Origin of the sequence: Actinomadura sp. NPDC000600 (assembly GCF_040492135.1) — a bacterium.
Taxonomy (GTDB): Bacteria; Actinomycetota; Actinomycetes; order Streptosporangiales; family Streptosporangiaceae; genus Spirillospora.
The window spans coordinates 303254-322312 of sequence record NZ_JBEUPD010000003.1 but is presented as its reverse complement, the minus strand read 5'-3'; the positions used below and the strand labels follow the sequence as shown (position 1 = coordinate 322312).

Below are 19059 nucleotides of genomic sequence, written 5' to 3'. Positions count from 1 at the left end.
CGCAGGTGCGATGGCGTGGACCCCGCCGACGTGGGATGAGATCGTCAGCGAGCACTCGACCAGGGTGTTCCGGCTGGCGTACCGGCTGACGGGCAACCGCCACGACGCCGAGGACCTGACCCAGGACGTCTTCATCCGGGTGTTCCGCTCCCTGTCCTCCTACAGCCCCGGCACGTTCGAGGGCTGGCTGCACCGGATCACGACGAACCTGTTCCTCGACCGCGCCCGCCGCAAGCAGCGCATCCGGTTCGACTCCCTCGGCGACGAGGCCGCCGAGCGCCTGCAGGGCCGCGAGCCGGGCCCCGCGCAGGCCTACGACGAGCGGCACCTCGACCACGACATCCAGAAGGCGCTGGACGGCCTCGCCCCCGAGTACCGCGCCGCCGTCGTGCTGTGCGACATCGAGGGCCTGTCGTACGAGGAGATCGCCGCGACGCTGAACGTCAAGCTCGGCACCGTCCGCTCCCGCATCCACCGCGGCCGCGCCCAGCTGCGCGCCGCTCTGGAGCACCGCCGCCCCGCCGAGTGCACGCAGTGACGGCTGCGCACGGCGACGAGCGAGCCCGGCGAGAGCGAGCACGGCGTCCCTGTGCGCGTGACGAGCGTCACTAGTGACCGCTGAGTAACTTCCGGCCTACCCTTCGCCCGTGGACAAAGCGCGGGTGAACATCGCTTACGAGCGCCGCGGCGAGGGTCCGCCCCTCGTCCTGCTGCACGGCATCGGCCACCGCCGCCAGGGCTGGGAGCCGGTCATGGACCTGCTCGCCGCCGAGCGCGACGTCGTCGCGATCGACCTGCCCGGCTTCGGCGACTCCCCGCCGCTGCCCGCCGGGACCCCCTACACGCTGGACGCGGCCGTCGCCGCCCTCAGCGAGGCCTTCGCCGCCCTCGGGCTGGACCGCCCGCACATCGCGGGCAACTCGCTCGGCGGCCTGTTCGCCCTCGAAGCCGCCGACCGCGGCCTCGCCAGTTCGGCGACGGCCCTGTCCCCGGCCGGCTTCTTCAACGCCCTGGAACTGCGCTACGGCATGTCGGTGCTGCGCGCCTCGCGGCTCGGCGCCCGCGTCCCCGAGACGTTCCTCACCCGGCTGGCCCGCTCCCCGCGCCGCCGGAACCTCATGTTCGGCATGATCTACGGCCGTCCGGACCTGATGGACATCGAGACCCTCGCGGGGGACGCCCGCGCCATGCGCGACGCCCCTGGCTTCGAGCCCACCCTCCGCGCGGGGCGCACCACCCGCTTCCTCGGCTCCTGCGCGGACGTCCCCGTCACCATCGCGTGGGGCACGAAGGACCGCCTGCTCCTGCGCAGCCAGGCCGTCCGCGCCCAGCGCCGCCTCCCCCACGCCCGCTTCGTCTGGCTGGAGGGCTGCGGCCACGTCCCCATGGCCGACGACCCGGCCCTCGTGGCGAAGATCCTGCTGGAGGGCAGCGCGCACCCCGTCCTCGGCGCCGAGTCCGAAGCCGCCGCGTCCTAGGCCGTCCTTCGAAGGCGGAGCTGGAACAGTCGATGGTCCCGGTTCATGCCTCGCGGCGGCATCCGGCGAGGAGGATGGCGACCATGCGCCTGGCTTCGGCCTGCCCGTAGTCGGGGCCGGTGATGCAGAGGTTGCCGATGGCGCGCATGAGCGTGTAGGCGGTGACGTCGGGGCCGAGTTCGCCGGCGGCGGCGCATGCCTCGAGCAACGTCGCGCAGGCCGGGACCAGGGTGTCGAGCATCAGGGCGTGGAGGTTCTCCAGCCCTGGATCGCCGGACCCCAGGGCGGCTCCGAGGCCGTGCTTGGTCACCAGGAACTCGACGAACGCGTCCACCCAGCGGGTCAGGGCGGTGAACGGGGAGGCCGACTCCTCCAGGAGCCGGGGGGCGAGTGCGGCGGCCGTGTCGATCTGGTGCCGGTAGACGGCGGTGACGAGATCCGCCCGGGTCGGGAAGTTCCGGTAGATCGTGCCGACGCCGACGCCGGCGCGTTCGGCGATGTCGCGGACAGGGGCCTGGACGCCCTGTTTCACGAAGACCGCAGCCGCGGCCGCCAGCACGCCGCTGCGGGTGCGCTGCGCCTGTGCCCGGCGCACTCCGACCGGTTCCGGCACGGGACCCTCCTTTTGCTCGCGGAACAATGTTCCGCTACTTTGGCGGAACAACGCTCCGCCAAATTATGGCAGAGCGGTCCCACGGAGGAAGCGCAGGTCTCCCATGTCCCACCGTCAGCTCGACCAGCGGATCGTCTCGGTCAAGCCCATCACCGTCCCCGCGCCCGGCCGCGGCGTCGACCTGCAGGTGAAGGTCACCGCCCCGCTGTCGGGCCGGGACCTGCCGGTCATCGTGTTCTCCCACGGCAACGCATGGTCCCTGGACGCGTACGAGCCCCTCGTCGACCGTTGGGCCGCAGCCGGATTCATCGTGGTGCAGCCCACCCACCTGGACTCCCGCCGCAACGCCATCGGTTGGGACGACCCGCGCTTCCCCACCATCTGGCGCGTCCGGATCTCCGATCTCCACGCGGTCCTCGACGGCCTCGGCGACATCCTCCTCCAGGCCGGCGGCCTGGAGACCCGCGTCGACCGCGAGCGCATCGCGGTCGTCGGCCACTCCTGGGGCGCCCAGACCGCCGGCGCGGTCCTCGGCGCGCGCGTGCTCGACGCCGACGGCGTCGCCGGAGAGGACTTCTCCCACTCCGCGGTCTCGGCCGGCGCGCTGATCGCCGCGACCGGGACCGGCGACTCGCTCACCCCGTTCGCCGCCGAACACCTTCCGTTCATGAGGCCGGACTACTCCACCATGACCACCCCGGCCCTGGTCGTCGCGGGCGGCGAGGACCGGTCGCGGCTCTCCACCCGGGGGCCGGAGTGGTTCACCGACGCCTACCACCTCAGCCCGTCCCCGAAGAGCCTGCTCGTCGTCGCCGAGGGCGAGCACACCCTGGGCGGCATCGCCGGCGAAGCGGTCGCCGAGACCACCGACGAGGACCCCGCCCGCGTCGCCCTCGTCGCCGATGCGGTCTCCGCCTACCTCCTCGACGCCTTCAAGGTCGACGACACCGCGTGGACCGCCTTCGGCGACGCCGCCGCGGACGGCGAAGGCGCGTGGAGCATCTCCGGCAAGTGAACCGGCCGGACCGCTCCGCCGGCCGCGCCGGCAAGGACCATGGCGGCTCGCGGTGACCGGCCGCCGCGAGCGCCGTGCGTTCGAGGCCGGCGCTCTTGGGAGCACGGCCTCTAGGGCTTCAGTCGCTCGGCCAGGTAGGCGAGGATCTCGTCCCTGGCGCGGAGCGTGGGATGCCCCTCCTCGTCGACGAGGTGGGCGGTGACGACGCTGTGGGGGGTGCCGACCACGTCGCGGAAGAACGGCGGCGGGTCGGTGCTCGCGGCGCCGGCCGGGAGGACGCGGCCGTCGAAGGCGTCCCCGAGCAGGGCCCGGTAGGCGGCGAAGCGCCGGCCGGTGCACCAGCGGTCGCCCTCGAAGCGGTAGGCGAGCACCTTCAGCCCGTCGCGCGTGACGCGCTCCTTGACCGCACGGGCGTCGTCGTCGCCGAGTTCCAGGCCGGCGGGGTCGTCCAGCGGCAGTGACGGGTGGTTGACGACCGGCGCGATGACGGCCGGTTCGAGCGCCATGGTGAGCGCGAAGTTGCCGGTGAAGCAGAGCCCGATCGCGCCGACCCCCGGGCCGCCGCACTCGGCGTGGGCCTGCCGGGCGAGCCCGCGCAGCCACGCCGTGACGGGGCTGGTCCCGCCTCCGGCGAACGCCCGGAACTCGGCGCTCACGCAGGTCCGGCGGACGATCCGCTCGCCGTCCTCGACCGTGGGGTAGGCGCCGTCGCGGCCGAAGAGCGAGGGGACGTGGACGGTGAAGCCCGCGTCCCGCACCCACCGCGCCAGCCGCAGGACGTCCGGGCTGATGCCCGGCATCTCGGGCATCAGCACGACGGCGGGACCGGTACCCGCGACGTACACCGTCTTCACCACCCCGTCCACGTCCACGTACCGGCGGTCGAAATCGGTGATCGGGTCGTCGAGATGCCCGGCTTCGGGACGGTCGTCAGCGCCTGCGGCCTCGCCGACGCCCTCGTCAGGGCCGGTTGCCTCGTGCGTGCTGATGGAGTCGTTGATTTCCATGGGGACAGCGTGGCCGGGGGACGGACGGCGCGGGGAGAGGCCAGATCGCCATGTCCGGGGGTAATCTCGCCATCGGCGGCAAGCGGCGGGAGGCGAGCGTGGGCGCATTGCGGGTCGGCGTGCTGGCCTATCCGGGCTGCTTCGCGTCGGAGGTGTTCGGCGTCCCCGACCTGCTGACGATGGCCGGGCACGTCGCCGGTCCGGACCGCGCCGGGTACGAGGTGGCGGTGCTGTCGCCCCGCCGCCGCGTCGTCGCCTCCGGCGGCGTCGCGCTGGCCGTGGCCCCGCTCCGCGAGACCGACGTGCTCGTCGTCCCGGGGTTCGAGCTGCACCGGGCGCTCGACGTGGACGCGAGGCTGGCGGGGCTGGCCCCGGAGATCGCGGCGATCCGCTCGCACGCCGCGGGCGGCGGCGCCGTCGTCTCGATCTGCGTCGGGGCGTTCCTGCTCGCCGAGGCCGGGCTGCTGGACCGGCGCCGCGCCACGACGGCCTGGCTGTTCGCGGACGAGCTGGCCCGGCGCTGCCCGGACGCCGACGTCCGGTCCGACCTCCTGGTGGTCACCGATTCCGGGGTGACGACGACTGCGGCCTTCAGCGCCATGTACGACTTCGCGCTGCAACTCGTCCGGCGGCACAGCGGTGCCCGCGTGGCGCGGGCGACCGCGCGGATGGCGCTTGTGGACGACGCGCGCTCGTCCCAGGCCCCCTACGTCGACGCCCGCCTCCTTCCACAGCCCGGGCACGAGTTCTCCCGCAGGGTCATGCGGCGGCTCGACCAGAACCTCGCGGCCCGGTACGACCTCGCCGTGCTGGCGGAGGCGTTCAGCGTCAGCACCCGGACGCTGCTGCGGCGCTTCGCCCACGAGACCGGCCAGAGCCCCCTCGAGTACCTCCAGTCGGCCCGCGTCCGGCGAGCCCGCCACCTCCTGGAGACCACCGACCGGACGGTCGCCGCCATCGCCGCAGCCGTCGGGTACCGGGACCCCGGAACCTTCGCCGCCCTCTTCGCCAAGCACACCGGGCGGCGCCCGAAGGACTACCGCGTGGCCTTCGGGCGCCCCGCCGACTGACTGCGACGGGCCGGGCTCGAAAGCGAAAGGCCGGGGCCCGCGCGTCGCATCGCACGGACCCCGGCCCGGGGTTGGCTCGGCTCAGCCGGTGACGGGAAGGTCGCCGGGGACCGGGGTCGGGGCGGGGGCCTCGCCGGGCGGGGCCGGGGACGGCGTGGGCTTGCCCGGCTGCGACGGCTGGCCGGGCTGCCCGCCCCCGCCGCCGGCCTTGCCGCAGGTGGCGGACGCGATGCTGATCGTCTGGGTCTTGCCCGCCAGGGTCGCCGACACCTCGATGGCGGTGACGGTGAGGTTCCCGTCGTGCCCGCGGACCTGCTTGTTCAGCGTGACCGTGACGGCGCCGAGGCCCTTCAGGTCGGTGGTGACGGTGGTGTTGGGCGTCGCGCCGATCCGCAGCGCCCGGGTGCCGAGCGTCGCGTTCACCACGTTGGAGACGCCCTTGCCGTTCTCGCACATGGCGGTGACGGCGTGCGCGGCCAGGCCGAGCTTGGCCACCCGCACGTCGGCGACGGACGCGCGGCCGTGCCCGGCCCAGGCGGCGCCGTTCAGCAGGTGTGCCTCGATCAGCGGGTTGGCGGGCAGTTCGGCCGCGCTCTTGCGAACGGGCCGCTGCGCCGAGGACGCCACCGAGGACGTCGGCGGGACGACGACGGAGCCGGTGGCGGAGACGGCGACCGCCGAGCCGACGCCGCCGGGGGACGCGATCGGGGCGGCGGAGGCGGGGGAGGCCGACAGGCCGAACGGCAGGGCCAGCGCGCCGGCGACGGCCGCGCACTTGGTGAGTGCCTGCAAACGCACGGTTCTCTCCTTCAGGGGTTCGTATTCGCGGGGATGGTGGAAGTCGATGGGATGTCGAGGGCCGGTGGGACGGTGAGCGGTCCGGCCGCGGGGCCGGACGACCGGACGGCCGTCAGTCCGTGATCAGGACGGGCGTGCCGAGCGGAACCTTCGCGAGCCGCTTCAACGCGTCGGCGGGCACCCGGACGCAGCCGTGCGTGACGGCCCTGCCGAACACCGATCTGGTCGGCCAGCCGTGGAACGCGACCGTCCCGGGGCCGCCGCCGAAGCTGTCGAGGGTGGCGGAGTGCGCGCCGACGGGCAGGATCAGCGGGCTGTAGGTGGGCTTCTCAGGGGCGAGGGAGGCGAGCAGGAACGTCCGTCCTGTGGGCGTCGGCGTCTTCGGGGCACCGACCGCCACGGACCATGAGCCAACCTGGCGGCCGCCCTGGAACAGGGTCATCTTCCGGTCGCCGAGGTCGACGTTGACGGAGCTGGAGCTGCGCGCGGCCTTCAGGCCTGCGTCGGGGATCCAGCCGGTCACGCCGTTCGGGCGGCTCGGCAGCAGCACGCGCCGCCAGCCGGGGCGGCTCTCCACGACGGGCACCCAGGTGGGGCCCTTGAGCTGGGTGCTCGGCAGTTCGGCCACGGCGGGCGCGCCGGGTTTCGCCGACACCGGGACCGTGTCGTGCGGGTGCACCACGGTCCCGTCGCCCTTGGCGGACGGCGCGTCGTCCTTCGGCAGGTCGTCCAGCGTCGTGTACGTGGTGGCCTGGGGCAGCTTGTCCAGGCCCCCGGCGGGGGTCGCGCCGGCGGACGGCCCTTTGCCGCCTCCCCCGCATCCGGTCACGAGCAGGGCCGTCACCAGCAGGGCCGGTGCCGCCGTCAGGGCCGTCCGCCCGGCGGCGCGCGGTGGTTCGTCGCTCACGAAGACTCCAAGTGATCCCGCCGGAGATGGCTCCGGCTCGCCTCTGTGCCCGCTGTCTACGCACGAGGGGCCGCAGGGGTTGCACGGTGTGCGGGACGGATCGCACTGCGTACCGTTCGGCCGGCTTCGAAGAGGGCGACAGGACCGGGAACAAGCCGGGATTGACAGCTGTTTGAACCCTCAACTAACCTTCGACAAGTCGTTGAAGATTCAAGCATCACGGACGGAGTCACCATGAGCATCACCGCCGTTGCCCCCGGACTGACCGCAGGCACCTGGAACATCGACCCTGCCCACTCCGAGGTCACCTTCGTGATCCGGCACCTGATGACCAAGGTGCGCGGCACGTTCACCGACTTCACCGGCACCGTGCAGATCGCCGAGGAGCTTGCCGAGTCCACCGCCGTCGCGGAGATCCAGGTCGCCTCGATCGACACCCGCCACGCCGACCGCGACGCCCACATGCGCACGGCGGAGGTCCTGGACGTCGAGAAGTACCCGACCATGACGTTCGCGACCAAGGGCGTCCGCGAGGAGGGCGGCGAGTACCTCCTGGACGGCGACCTGACGATCAAGGGCGTCACCCGTCCGGTCACGCTCACGGTCGAGTTCAACGGCGTCGGCGAGGACCCCTGGGGCGGCACGCGCGCCGGCTTCTCCGCCGGGACCACCATCAGCCGCAAGGACTGGGGCATCGAGTTCAACGTCCCGCTCAAGGGCGACAAGGCCCTGCTCGGCGACAAGGTCGAGATCCAGTTGGAGATCCAGGCCGTCCGCGCCTGAGCATCCCCCCATCGCCGGAAGGGCCGCCCACCCGGGCGGCCCTTCCGCCGTTCCGGGGCGGGCCGCAAGCCAAGGCGCCTTCGCTCCGGAGCAGCCCGCCGTCCAGGGCAGCCGACCGTTTTGAGGCCCTCGCTCCGAGGGGCTGCCTCCCCAAGGAGGGCGCCGTTTCCTAAGCGGGCCGCTAGTCCAGTGGGAGGCGGAGGGCGAAGCGGGCCCCGGAGGGGTGGTCCTCGATCCGCAGCGTCCCGCCGTGGGCCTGGGCGATCTCGCGGGCGATCGCGAGGCCGAGGCCCGCGCCGCCGGCGTCGCGGCTGCGCGCGGTGTCCAGGCGGGTGAAGCGCTCGAAGACGCGCTCCCGGTCGGCGGGCGCGATGCCGATGCCGTCGTCGGTGACGACGAGCAGCGCCCGGCCGGCCCGCCTGCCCACCTCCACCGTCACGCGGGACTCGGCGTAGCGCTCGGCGTTGTCGAGCAGGTTGCCCAGCAGCCGGACGAGCTGCATGCGCACCCCCCGGACCATGACGCCGGGCGCGAGCTCGGTGACGATCTTCACCTCGAACGTGCGGCGGCCGACCTCGGCGGCGGCCAGCGCGGACAGGTCGAGCGGCTCCTGCACGGTGCTCCCGCCGGTGCCGATGCGGGCGAGCAGCAGCAGGTCGGTGACGATCGACTCCAGCCGGTCGGTGTCGCGCAGCGCCGACTCGACGACGCCCCGCAGGTCGTTGTCCTCCGGGTGCATCGAGGCGTCCTCCAGGTTGGCCCGGAGCCCGGCGATCGGGGTGCGCAGCTCGTGCGAGGCGTCCGAGGCGAACTGCCGCTGCCGCGCGACGGCCCGCTCCAGCCGGTCGAGCGTCTCGTTGGCGGTGCGGGCGAGCTGCGCGATCTCGTCCTGGCCCGGCGGCTGCGGCACCCGGCGGCTGAGGTCGGTGGCGCTGATCTCCGCGAGCTGGGCGCGGATCGCCTCGACAGGACCGAGGGTGCGCCCGACGACGTGCCAGGTGATCCACGCGGCGACGGCCGCCAGCAGCAGCACGCCCCCGCCGAGCACCGCCTCCAGCAGCCCGTTCACCAGATACGACGGCTGCCGCGCGGCCGCGTACACGACCACGGAGTCGGGCGCGGTGCTGACCCGGATCGCCTCGACCACGAGGCACTCGCGGTCCGGCCACCGGCCGCGGCACTCGGTGAAGTCCTGGACGCGCATGTTGCTCGGCGGCCAGAGTCTGCTCACCGGTGGTCTGTCCGTTCCGGGGGGTGTGGCATTCGTCACCCGCCCGCCGGGCTCCACGACCTGGATGAGGATCCGGCCGCGGGTGTCGTCGCGGATGACGCCCTCCAGCGTCCCGTCGCGGACTCCGCCGCTCACCCGCCGTGCGTCCACCTGCGTCCGGCGGAGCAGTTCCGCCTTGACGGCGCCGCGAACGGCGACGTCCGCGCCGATCGCGGTCACTCCGAGGGCCAGCGCGGCGATCACCGCGGCGACGAGCGTGTCCCTGGCCCGGATGGAGCGGGGGCGCATGCGCATGGGGCCTCCAGGACCGGCGTACCGGTTTCCCGGCGCGACGACACACGGTACCGGCCGGTCACGAAACGGGGAGCCCGAAACTTCGCGCCGTGTTTTCACCTTCGCCTACTGGGACATCCCGTTTTATGACGATTCCCTCCGGAGTACAGGGACGGACACATGGGCAGGGACGTGGCTTCGGTCGCCATCAGCGGTGAGGACCGGCGGCGGTATCGCGAGAAGGTGCGCAGGTGCCTCGACGTGCTGGCCCGCATGCTGGGCGAATCCCAGTTCGACTTCGAGCGCCCGCACATCGGCCTGGAGATCGAGCTCAACCTGATCGACTCGCTCGGCGATCCGCTGATGCGCAACGCGGACGTGCTCAAGGCGATCGCGGACCCTGCGTGGGCGACCGAACTCGGTCAGTTCAACCTTGAGATCAACATTCCGCCCCGCGAGCTCGGCGGGGAGGGCACCGGCGCCCTGGAGACGGAGGTCCGCGACCACCTCGCGCACGCCGACGACCGGGCCCGCGAGGTCGGCGGGCGGCTCGTCATGATCGGCATACTGCCCACCCTGCGGCGCACCGACATCGGCGAGGAGACCCTGTCGTCGAACGCGCGCTACAAGATGCTGAACGACGAGATCTTCGCCGCGCGCGGCGAGGAGATGCGCATCGCCATCGACGGCCCCGAGCCCCTGCGCATGCACACCGACACCATCATCCCCGAGGCCGCCTGCACCAGCGTCCAGTTCCATCTGCAGGTCAGCCCCGACGAGTTCGGCGCGTACTGGAACGCGGCCCAGGCCGTCGCGGGCGCGCAGGTCGCGATGGGCGCCAACTCCCCGTTCCTGTTCGGGCACCGGCTCTGGCACGAGACCCGCATCACCCTGTTCGAGCAGGCCACCGACACCCGTCCGGACGAGCTGAAGACGCAGGGCGTCCGGCCCCGGGTGTGGTTCGGCGAACGCTGGATCACCTCCGTCTTCGACCTCTTCGAGGAGAACACCCGCTACTTCCCGTCCCTGCTGCCGCTGTGCGACGACGAGGACCCCCGCGAGGTGCTCGACCAGGGCGGCATACCGGAACTCGGCGAGCTCACCCTCCACAACGGGACGATCTACCGCTGGAACCGGCCCATCTACGCCGTCGTGAAGGGCCGCCCGCACCTGCGCGTGGAGAACCGCGTCCTGCCCGCCGGGCCGTCCGTCGCCGACGTCGTCGCCAACGGCGCCTTCTACTACGGCGTCGTCCGGATGCTCGCCGAGGAGGACCGTCCCGTCTGGTCGCGGATGTCCTTCGCCACCGCTGAGGAGAACCTCCACCGCGCCGCCCGCGACGGCCTCGAATCGACCCTCTACTGGCCCGGCATGGGCGAGGTGCCCGCCTCCGAACTCGTCCTGCGCAAGCTGCTGCCGCTCGCCCACGAGGGCCTCGACCGCTGGGGCGTCGACCCCGCCCGCCGCGACCGCCTCCTCGGCATCATCGAGCGCCGCTGCGTCACCGGCCAGACCGGCGCCGCCTGGCAGATCAAGACCGTCCAGGCACTGGAGGAGGAGCACGGCATCGGCCGCCACGACGCCCTGCGCATGATGACCCGCGCCTACGTCGAGCACCTGCGCGACAACGAGCCCGTCCACACCTGGTAACCCGAGGATCTTCACAGCTCCCGCACAAATCACACTCGGCGCCCCCAAACCGTCCTTCTAGAGTCGGGTGCCGTGACCGAGAACGAGACGCGCGTCCTCATCGTGGAGGACGAGCCGACCATCGCGCGCGCGGTGGCCGACCGGCTGGCGGCCGAGGGGTTCGCCGTCGAGGTGGCCGCGGACGGGCCGGCGGCGGTCGAGCGCGCCCGCGCGTACGAGCCGCACATCGTCGTGCTGGACGTGATGCTCCCCGGGTTCGACGGCCTCGAGGTCTGCCGGCGCGTCCAGGCGGAGCGTCCCGTGCCGGTGCTGATGCTGACGGCGCGCGACGACGAGACCGACCTGCTCGTCGGCCTCGGCGTCGGCGCCGACGACTACGTGACCAAGCCGTTCAGCATGCGGGAGCTGGTGGCGCGCCTCCGCGCCGTGCTGCGCCGCGTCGAGCGGCCCGCGATGGACGGCGGCGACGGGCCGGTGCGCGTCGGGGACCTGGAGGTCGACCAGCGGGCCCGCCGGGTGCGCCGCGACGGCCGCGAGGTCCACCTCACGCCGACCGAGTTCGACCTGCTCGCGTGCCTGCTGCGCAACCGGGGGGCGGTGCTCACCCGCGCCGTCCTGCTGGAGCAGGTGTGGGACTGGGCGGACGCGTCCGGGACGCGGGTCGTCGACAGCCACGTCAAGGCGCTGCGCCGCAAGCTCGGGCAGGAGCTGATCCGGACCGTGCACGGCGTCGGGTACAGCCTGGAGGCCGCCCCGTGACCCGCACGGGGACCGCCCGCCCCGAGGGCGCCCGGCTCGCCCGCAGCCTGTGGGCACGGCTGCCCCGGCCGCTGGACCCGCTCCGGTCGATCAAGGTGAAGCTCGGCGTCGTGGTCGTCGTGACGGCGTGCGTCGCCGTGCTGATCGTGCTGTGGGGGTACCCGTTCGGGTTCCGCGCCCGGGAGACGATGCCCGTCGGCGTGCTGATCTCGCTTGTCGTGACCCAGCTGCTCGCCCACGGCATGACCGCGCCGCTGCGCGAGATGACGGCGGCGGCGCGGGCGATGGCGCGCGGCGACTACAGCCGCCGGGTCCGCGCCACCTCGCGCGACGAGGTCGGGGAGCTGGCGCAGGCGTTCAACCGGATGGCCGCCGACCTCGCCGAGGTCGACCGGCAGCGCCGCGAGTTCGTCGCGAACGTCTCGCACGAGCTGCGCACCCCCCTCAGCGCGCTGCGCGCCGTGCTGGAGAACGTCGCGGACGGCGTCACGCCCGCGACGCCGGACGTCCTGGAGACGGCCCTCGACCAGACCGAGCGCCTCGGACGGCTCATCACCCAGCTCCTGGACCTCTCCCGCGTCGAGGCGGGCGCGGCGGCCCTCGACGTGACCGACATCGACATCGCCGCGTTCGTGTCCGACGTCATCGCGGAGGCGCGGGCGGGCCGCCCCGACACGCTGTTCGAGGCGGACGTCCCGCCCCGCCTGCGCGCCGCCGCCGACCGCGACCGGCTCCATCAGGTCGTCGCGAACCTGCTCGACAACGCCGCCCGGCACGGCCCGGCCGGCCGCCCCGTCACCGTCACGGCCCGTTCCGCGAACCCTTCCGGTGGTCTGATCATCGAAGTAGCCGATGAGGGACCAGGCATTCCACCCGAGGAGCGCGCCCGCGTGTTCGAGCGCTTCTCCCGCGGCTCCGCGCCGGGCACCGGCACCCCCGGCGGCGGCACCGGGCTCGGCCTCGCCATCGCCAACTGGGCCACCGAACTGCACGGCGGCGACATCACCGTCATGGACACCCCCACCGGCTGCCGGATCCGCGTAGTGATCCCCCCGATCCCCGGAGACCCCCGATGACCGACCACCCCACGAACCCGTCCGACGACCCGCCGCCCGCCAACCCCCCCGAACCCGGCACCGCCCCCGCCCCGGAGCCGCCTCCCAGCACCCCACCCCCGCCCGCCACGCCGCCCGAACCCACCGCCGACACACCTTCCACACCACCCGCGGCTTCCGCACCCGGCGGGGCCTCCGCGCCCGGCGCGGCTTCCACCCCCGGCGCGGTCTCCACCCCCGGCGGGGCTTCCGCACCCGGTGCGGGTTCCGCGCCCGGCGGGGCTTCCGCGCCCGGTGCGGGTTCCGCGCCCAGCGGGGCTTCCGCGCCCAGTGCAGGTTCCGCGCCCGGCGGGGCTTCCGCGCCCGGTGCGGGTTCCGCGCCCGGCGGGGCTTCCGCGCCCGGTGCGGGTTCTTGGGACTGGCCTGCGCCTTCAGCGCCTGGGGCGGGTGGGGCGTTCGGGCCGCGTGCGGGGGGTTATCCACCGCCTCGGTATCCGGTGGGGACGGGGGGTCCGCCGCCGCGGCCCGTCGTTTACAAGCCGACCAAGCTGGAGCAGGCGATCGTCGGGTGGAAGAGGCCGGCGCGGCCGATGTCGGGGGCGCTGGCCGCGGGCGCGCTCGTCACGGCGTTGATCGGCGCGGTGACGCTCGGCCCGTCGATGGCGCACGGCCTCGGCGTGGGCGTGCTCATCACCGCGACGGCCGTCGCCTACGTGGCGGCCGCGGCGGCGTGGTCGGCCGGGCGGGGGATGCGCGCCGCGTCCGGCGGGCGGCGCGGGCTCGCGTCGGTCAACCGGACCGGGGCGGCGTTCCTCCTGCTGTCGGTGGGGCTGGCCGCGACCGCCGCCTACCGAGACGCCGACTGGGTCGTCGTCCCGGCGCTGCTGCTCGCCGTCGCCGTGGGCTCCTACGGGACGTCCGGCGGACGGTCCTGGGCGGAGGTCCTGTTCGGCGGCCTCGCCGTCATCCCGGCCGTCGGCTGCATGGTGCCGTGGACGACGCGCGGCGCGTACGGCGCGCTGACGTCGGGGCGCGGCAACGCGTGGCCGATCCTGCGGACGGGCATGATCGCGGGCGGGCTGGTCGCCGTGTTCGGCGCGCTGTTCGTCGGCGCGGACGCCGCGTTCGGCAGCCTGGCGTCCGGGCTCGTCCCGGAGATCTCGCCCGGCACCGTCGTGGTGTACGGGTTCGCGGGCGTCCTCACCCTGATCCTGGCGTGCTCCGCCGCCTTCCTCGGGCAGGCGCCGCCGCCGCTGCACCTGCTGAGGCCGGAGCCCGGCAAGCCAGCCGGGCGCTGGTCGTGGGCCGTGCCGATCGCGGCGCTCGACCTGCTCTTCCTGCTGTTCTGCGCGATCCAGGCCGGCGTCTTCCTCGCCGACGACAAGGACGAGCTGCTCCGCTCGACCGGTCTCACCTACGCCGAGTACGCCCGGCAGGGGTTCTTCCAGCTCGTCGTCGCGACGGTGCTCGTGCTGGCGGTCGTCGCCGTCGCCAAGCGGTACGCGCCGTCCGGCGGCAAGGGCGACCGCGTCACGGTCCAGACCCTGCTGGGGCTGCTGTGCGCGCTGACCCTCGTCGTCGTCGCGGTCGCGCTGCGCCGGCTGTACCTGTACGAGGAGACCTACGGCTGGACGAGGCTGCGCCTGTGGGTGCACGCGTTCGAGCTGTGGCTCGGCGTCGTCGTGGCGATGGTCGCGCTCGCCGGCGTCCTCCGGGGACGTGTCGCGTGGCTGCCCAGGGCGGTCGCCGGGAGCGGCGCCGCCGCGATGATCGTCCTCGCGCTGGTCGGCCCGGACGGGTTCATCGCCGAGCACAACGTCGCCCGGTACCGGCAGACCGGCAAGATCGACGTCGGCTACCTGCGGAACCTGTCCGCCGACGCCGTCCCGGCCCTGGACCGGCTGCCCGAGCCGCTGCGCTCCTGCGCGCTGCGCGAGATCGCCTACGACCTCGAGGACGACGAGCCCGCGATGAGCGCCAACCTCGCGCGCGACCGGGCCCGCGCCGTCCTCGGGGAGCGCCCCGCCGACGACTCGGCCGACTGCTCCACTATCCGGTCCGATCGATGGTGAGCAGGGCGTACGCGGCGAGGGTCGAGTCGTCGGTGATGCGGCCCTCGCGGATGAGCGCCTTGAACTCCTCCTCGCTCACCCACTTCTGCCGCATGTCCTGCTCCTCGGGCTCCCGGTCGGCCTCCCCGGCCTCCAGGTCGGACGCGACGAAGATGGTGAAGCCCTGACCGCTCGTCCCGTGGGAGCAGTTCAGGTAGCCGAGGCGCCGCAGCGTCCCGGCGCGCAGCCCGGTCTCCTCGGCCAGCTCGCGCCGGGCGAGCTCCTCCGGGTCGGCCTCCCGCCGGCCCGGGAGCGCGCCCTGCGGGAAGTTCCAGGTGCGCTTGCCGATCGGGTAGCGGTACTCCTCGACGAGGTGGAAGCCGTCGCCCTCCACCGGGATGACCAGCACGAAGTCGGGCTTGTCGACGACCCCGTAGATGCCGCGCGAGCCGTCCAGCCGCTCGACCTCGTCCTCCCGGACGACCATCCAGGGGTTCTCGTACACCACGCGGGACGAGACCTGCCGGACCGCGGGCCGCTCGTCCCCGCTCATGCGCCCGCCCCGTAGCGGTAGACGAGTTCGTGCCGGTCGCCGACCACCACCCGGTGGGTGGCCTCGACGACCCGGTCGTCCTGGTCGTAGGCGCGCCGCCACAGCGTCAGGACGGGCTGGTCGGACCCGATCTCCAGCGTCCGCTGCTCGTCCACGCGGGGCAGCCGGCACGTCACCGACTCCTCGAAGGTGACGCGGAAGCCCGCCTCCTCCAGCCGCGAGTAGATGCCGCCCGGGCCCGTGTCGACCTGGCGCAGCACCGGGATCCTCTCCACGATCTCCAGGATCACCCAGGTCGTCGCCGTCTGGACGGGCGGCTCCCCCTCCACGCCCTGGACGCGCGCCCGCTCCAGCACCCGCGTCCCGACCGGGACGTCGAGGCGGGGCGCGAGCCGCTCGTCGGCCTCGACCTCGGCGACGGTCGTCCGGGTGAACGGCGTGCGGCCGTCCCGCCGCGCCGACACGTGGAACCCGCGCCACTCTCCGACCTGCCGAGTGATGTCGGCCGCCGCGCGCCGCACCCGCGGAGCCGTCCGCACCTGCGCGCCCGCGCCGTGCCGCAGCTGGACGAGCCCCTGGTCGGCCAGCAGCCGCAGCGCCCGCCGGACGGTCGAGCGGTCGGCCTCGTAGGCGCGCGCCAGTTCGCGCTCGGACGGCAGCCAGGCGGCGGGGTCCAGTTCGCCCTCGACGATGCGGGCGGCGAGCGCGTTGCTGATCGCCTGTGCCTTCGTGGGGGGTCGCGGCATACCAGATCCTGCTCCAGGTCGGTGCATTGACCTCATACCGTACAGATCCCACTTGCGCCCGCACCCTCTTGGGGTTGCGGCTAACGCATTGTGGCCAGTGTTTGGTGGTTCTATGGTAGACCTACCATAAACCGACCGAGGGAGCCCCGCTTCATGTCGGCGACCATGTGCATGCCCGGCTGGCACAGTGAACGCTCGGACGGCGGCCTGCGCGCGACCCGCGTCACCCCCCTGTCGGACTACCAGCTCCTCAACGGCTGCCTGGAGGAGATCGTCGCGACCGACGAGGGCGAGCTGTGGCTGCTCTGCGACGCGCAGACCCGGCTGGCCGAGCGCGTCGCCACCGCCGAGCGGCTGCGGGCCGCCCGCCGGAGCTGATCAGCTCCGGCGGAGGCTGACGACCTCGCCCGCGTCCCCGACCGCCGCGCGGGCCGGCGGCATGAGCCGCTCCCCCGCGTTGTCGGCCAGCAGCGCCCGGGCGCGCAGCACGATCTCCAGGTCGAAGCGCAGGTCCGGGTCCAGCAGCTGGTCGCCGAACAGCTCCTCCAGCTGGCGCAGCCGGTACCGGACGGTCTGCGGGTGGACGTGCAGCCGCATCGCGACCTCGTTGGCGTTGCGGCCCGACTGCAGCCACGCCAGCAGCGTCTCGGCGAGCCGGTCCTGCTGGCTGGCCCGCAGGTGCGCGAGCGGCGCGAGCCGCAGGTCGGCGAGCGAGGTGATGAGCCCCTCGTCCTGGAAGAGGATCAGCGTGGACATGTGCTCCACGCTGCGGATCACGCCGCTGTCCGCCTCGATCACGCCGCGCTGGACGAGGCAGAGCGTCTTGCACGCCCACTGGATCGAGCGCGCCGCCTCCGTCAGCGGGACGGTCGGGCCGACCACGGCGAGCGTCCCGGACAGGGCGCGGTCGACGAGCTTGGCGCGGCCGGGGCCGTCCGGGTCGGGGATGATCAGGCTGGGGGTGCGGCGGGTCAGGTCGGCGAGCACGTCCGGCGGGAACGCGGGCTGGCGCGTGTCGGCGTGGTGGCGGCCGAGCGCGACCGCGGCGACCGTCCGCGGGACGGGCCAGTGGGCGGCGGCGGCGAGATCGGCGATCGCCTCCTGCGCGGCCGGCGGATCGGCGAACAGCAGGTCGAGCAGGCGCTTGCGGCGGCGCTGCATCTCGCCCGCGACGGCCGCCTTGGCCTGCGAGAAGCCCTCGGCGGCGGCGTGCGCCAGCTCGTCCTGGAACTGCATCAGGACCTCGCCGACGGCGCCGAGCGTGCGCGGCGGCACCTGCAGGGCCTCGGCGCCCTCGGTCATCCGGCGCCACGCCACCATGCCGCCGACCCGCATCGCCGTCTGCATCGCGTCGAGGCTGCGCCCCTCGCCCGCCTCGCCGCGGCCGATGGCGCGGAAGAAGTCGGTCACCGGAGCGGGATCATGGCCGGGATCGGACACCCGTTCCACGAAGAAGTGGAGCACGCGCTCGACGGCGAGCCGGAGGGTCCCCGAATAGGAGCCGTCCCCCGGCCGGTCGTACTCCCTGACGCGCGTCTGAATCTCCTGGATCATGTCGTCCGCCACCTCGTCGAGATGGGGTCGCATGTGATCCGCCAGTTCCCTCGGCAGATCCGCCCACGGGCGCCCGCTGGTGGTCGAACCGTCGTCCGCCACAGAACCTCCCAGCTCCGTCCCCCTGCGTTGCGCGCCGTTCACACGGGGTAATTACTTACTTATGGGACCTGTGTGGGGCAAATCATGACCCGTGACGGGCCCGGGGCGCAAAGTCTAGGTCGATTTACGACCAGCTTCGGCCGGGAGGATGAAGAGATTTCCACAGTCCCGGGCTCCTCCGGCCGAACGGAGGGAAGCGGTTCCGTGACTTCGCCGAGACACGCTTGATCAACCGGACGCGCATGCTGGGAACCGGACCCGGCGCGGGCGCGCCGGTCGAGGCGGCCGCGCCCGCCGGCGCCGGGCCGGATGGCGCGCACTCGACCCGGAAGGCAGGTGAAGGTGCCGCCCGGTGGCGTGGGCGGGTCGGCCCGGCCGGACGGGACCGGCAAACGTGTTCGCATACTTCGTCCGGCGCCTCGTCGGCGCCTTCGTCATGCTGCTGCTGATCACCCTGGTGACCTTCGGCGTCTTCTTCTGGATCCCGAAGCTGGCCGGGCAGACCAGCGACCAGATCGCCGCCGCCTACGTCGGCCGGGCCGCGACCCCCGACGCGATCGAGGCGACCAGGGAACGGCTCGGCCTCGACAAGCCGGTCGTGGTCCAGTACGGGAACTACCTGAAGTCGATTGTCGCGGGTACGGACTACGACGCCGGGCCCGTCACCGACCACTGCCCGGCGCCGTGCCTCGGCTACTCGTTCCGCAGCAGCCAGCCGGTCCTCGGCACGCTGCTGGACCGCGCGCCGGCGACCCTGTCGCTGGCCTTGGGCGCGGCGCTCCTCTGGCTCGCCGGCGGCATCGCCACCGGGGTCCTGTCGGCCCTGCGCAGGGGATCGGTATGGGACCGGACGGCCATGATCATGGCGCTGGGCGGCGTGTCGCTGCCCATCTACTTCACCGGCCTGGTCTCGCTCGCGCTGTTCTCCTACACCCTGAAGATCTTTCCCGGCGGGGGCAGCTACCGGCCCCTGACCGACGATCCCGTGACGTGGTTCGAGGCCCTGGTACTGCCCTGGGTGACGCTCGCCTTCCTCTACGCGGCCATGTACGCGCGGCTCACGAGGGCGGGCATGCTGGAGACGATGAACGAGGACTACATCCGCACCGCCCGCGCCAAGGGGCTCCCGGAGACGTTCGTCGTCACCAGGCACGCGCTCCGCGCCTGCCTGACCCCCATCATCACGGTCTTCGGCCTCGACCTCGGACTGCTCCTCGGCGGCGCGGTACTGACCGAGAACACCTTCAGCATCCCCGGCCTGGGCCAGCTCGCGCTCACCTCGGTGAAGAGCGGCGACCTACCGATGGTGCTGGGCGTAACCCTGCTGACGTCCGCCTCGATCGTCCTGCTCAACCTGATCGTCGACCTGCTCTACGCGGTAATAGACCCCCGCGTAAGACTGGGCTGACCCCAC

Annotated in this window: 19 protein-coding genes; 11 read left to right on the top strand and 8 right to left on the bottom strand. The window is 73.4% G+C overall.

Annotated features, from left to right (window positions below; genetic code table 11):
- The first annotated feature begins 10 nt into the window (after positions 1-10).
- Entirely contained in the window at positions 11-538 is a 528-nt protein-coding gene (gene sigE / locus ABWI07_RS06660) for an RNA polymerase sigma factor SigE (protein ID WP_149260191.1), read from the top strand.
- A gap of 109 nt (positions 539-647) precedes the next feature.
- The gene (locus ABWI07_RS06655; protein ID WP_235036875.1) at positions 648-1478 is read left to right on the top strand and encodes an alpha/beta fold hydrolase; all 831 of its coding nucleotides are present in this window, start codon (positions 648-650) and stop codon (positions 1476-1478) included.
- Positions 1479-1521: 43 nt separating this feature from the next.
- Here ABWI07_RS06655 and ABWI07_RS06650 read toward each other — a convergent pair whose 3' ends face one another.
- Positions 1522-2091, bottom strand: coding sequence for a TetR/AcrR family transcriptional regulator (locus ABWI07_RS06650; protein WP_353817932.1), 570 nt, complete (start codon positions 2089-2091; stop codon positions 1522-1524).
- Between the two features lie 103 nt (positions 2092-2194).
- On the opposite strand from ABWI07_RS06650, the gene ABWI07_RS06645 reads away from it, so the two are divergent.
- Positions 2195-3106, top strand: a complete 912-nt coding sequence (locus ABWI07_RS06645; RefSeq protein WP_353817931.1) for an alpha/beta hydrolase family protein — start codon at positions 2195-2197, stop codon at positions 3104-3106.
- Positions 3107-3216: 110 nt separating this feature from the next.
- On the opposite strand, the gene ABWI07_RS06640 is transcribed toward ABWI07_RS06645, so the two are convergent.
- Entirely contained in the window at positions 3217-4113 is an 897-nt protein-coding gene (locus tag ABWI07_RS06640; RefSeq protein WP_353817930.1) for a dienelactone hydrolase family protein, read from the bottom strand.
- A gap of 50 nt (positions 4114-4163) precedes the next feature.
- Between ABWI07_RS06640 and ABWI07_RS06635 the strand changes: the two genes are divergently transcribed.
- Positions 4164-5183: a GlxA family transcriptional regulator gene (locus ABWI07_RS06635; protein WP_149260052.1), complete on the top strand. Its 1020-nt coding sequence runs from the start codon at positions 4164-4166 to the stop codon at positions 5181-5183.
- 81 nt (positions 5184-5264) lie between these two features.
- On the opposite strand, the gene ABWI07_RS06630 is transcribed toward ABWI07_RS06635, so the two are convergent.
- Positions 5265-5981 carry a hypothetical protein gene (locus ABWI07_RS06630; RefSeq protein WP_353817929.1) on the bottom strand — a complete coding sequence of 239 codons (717 nt, stop codon included), beginning with the start codon at positions 5979-5981 and terminating at the stop codon, positions 5265-5267.
- A gap of 112 nt (positions 5982-6093) precedes the next feature.
- The gene (locus tag ABWI07_RS06625; RefSeq protein ID WP_353817928.1) at positions 6094-6888 is read right to left on the bottom strand and encodes a L,D-transpeptidase; all 795 of its coding nucleotides are present in this window, start codon (positions 6886-6888) and stop codon (positions 6094-6096) included.
- Positions 6889-7122: 234 nt separating this feature from the next.
- Between ABWI07_RS06625 and ABWI07_RS06620 the strand changes: the two genes are divergently transcribed.
- On the top strand, positions 7123-7671 hold the full coding sequence (locus tag ABWI07_RS06620; RefSeq protein ID WP_353817927.1) for a YceI family protein: 549 nt from the start codon (positions 7123-7125) through the stop codon (positions 7669-7671).
- A gap of 181 nt (positions 7672-7852) precedes the next feature.
- On the opposite strand, the gene ABWI07_RS06615 is transcribed toward ABWI07_RS06620, so the two are convergent.
- Entirely contained in the window at positions 7853-9196 is a 1344-nt protein-coding gene (locus ABWI07_RS06615) for a sensor histidine kinase (RefSeq protein ID WP_353817926.1), read from the bottom strand.
- 159 nt (positions 9197-9355) lie between these two features.
- Here ABWI07_RS06615 and ABWI07_RS06610 point away from each other — a divergent pair, with 159 nt between their 5' ends.
- The 4 genes from ABWI07_RS06610 (at position 9356) to ABWI07_RS06595 (ending at position 14711) form a co-directional block, all read left to right on the top strand.
- On the top strand, positions 9356-10825 hold the full coding sequence (locus ABWI07_RS06610; protein WP_149260056.1) for a glutamate-cysteine ligase family protein: 1470 nt from the start codon (positions 9356-9358) through the stop codon (positions 10823-10825).
- Positions 10826-10897: 72 nt separating this feature from the next.
- Positions 10898-11584, top strand: coding sequence for a response regulator transcription factor (locus ABWI07_RS06605; RefSeq protein ID WP_149260057.1), 687 nt, complete (start codon positions 10898-10900; stop codon positions 11582-11584).
- Positions 11581-12660: a HAMP domain-containing sensor histidine kinase gene (locus ABWI07_RS06600; protein WP_235036878.1), complete on the top strand. Its 1080-nt coding sequence runs from the start codon at positions 11581-11583 to the stop codon at positions 12658-12660. The genes ABWI07_RS06605 and ABWI07_RS06600 overlap by 4 nt, the downstream gene beginning before the upstream one ends.
- Positions 12661-13136: 476 nt before the next feature.
- Positions 13137-14711, top strand: a complete 1575-nt coding sequence (locus ABWI07_RS06595) for a DUF4153 domain-containing protein (protein ID WP_353817925.1) — start codon at positions 13137-13139, stop codon at positions 14709-14711.
- On the opposite strand, the gene ABWI07_RS06590 is transcribed toward ABWI07_RS06595, so the two are convergent.
- Together ABWI07_RS06590 and ABWI07_RS06585 are read right to left on the bottom strand one after the other, a co-directional pair.
- Entirely contained in the window at positions 14689-15243 is a 555-nt protein-coding gene (locus tag ABWI07_RS06590; protein ID WP_149260059.1) for an NUDIX domain-containing protein, read from the bottom strand. The two genes, ABWI07_RS06595 and ABWI07_RS06590, sit on opposite strands and share 23 nt — an antisense overlap.
- A complete protein-coding gene (locus tag ABWI07_RS06585) occupies positions 15240-15989 on the bottom strand; it encodes a GntR family transcriptional regulator (RefSeq protein WP_353817924.1) in 750 nt (249 codons plus the stop codon). Before ABWI07_RS06585 ends, ABWI07_RS06590 begins: the two co-directional genes overlap by 4 nt.
- A gap of 153 nt (positions 15990-16142) precedes the next feature.
- Between ABWI07_RS06585 and ABWI07_RS06580 the strand changes: the two genes are divergently transcribed.
- Positions 16143-16367 (top strand): hypothetical protein, encoded by a 225-nt coding sequence (locus tag ABWI07_RS06580; RefSeq protein WP_149260061.1) that lies wholly within the window; start codon positions 16143-16145, stop codon positions 16365-16367.
- On the opposite strand, the gene ABWI07_RS06575 is transcribed toward ABWI07_RS06580, so the two are convergent.
- Positions 16368-17645: a PucR family transcriptional regulator gene (locus ABWI07_RS06575; RefSeq protein ID WP_502912792.1), complete on the bottom strand. Its 1278-nt coding sequence runs from the start codon at positions 17643-17645 to the stop codon at positions 16368-16370.
- A gap of 394 nt (positions 17646-18039) precedes the next feature.
- Here ABWI07_RS06575 and ABWI07_RS06570 point away from each other — a divergent pair, with 394 nt between their 5' ends.
- On the top strand, positions 18040-19053 hold the full coding sequence (locus ABWI07_RS06570; protein WP_353817922.1) for an ABC transporter permease: 1014 nt from the start codon (positions 18040-18042) through the stop codon (positions 19051-19053).
- The last annotated feature ends 6 nt before the right edge of the window (positions 19054-19059 follow it).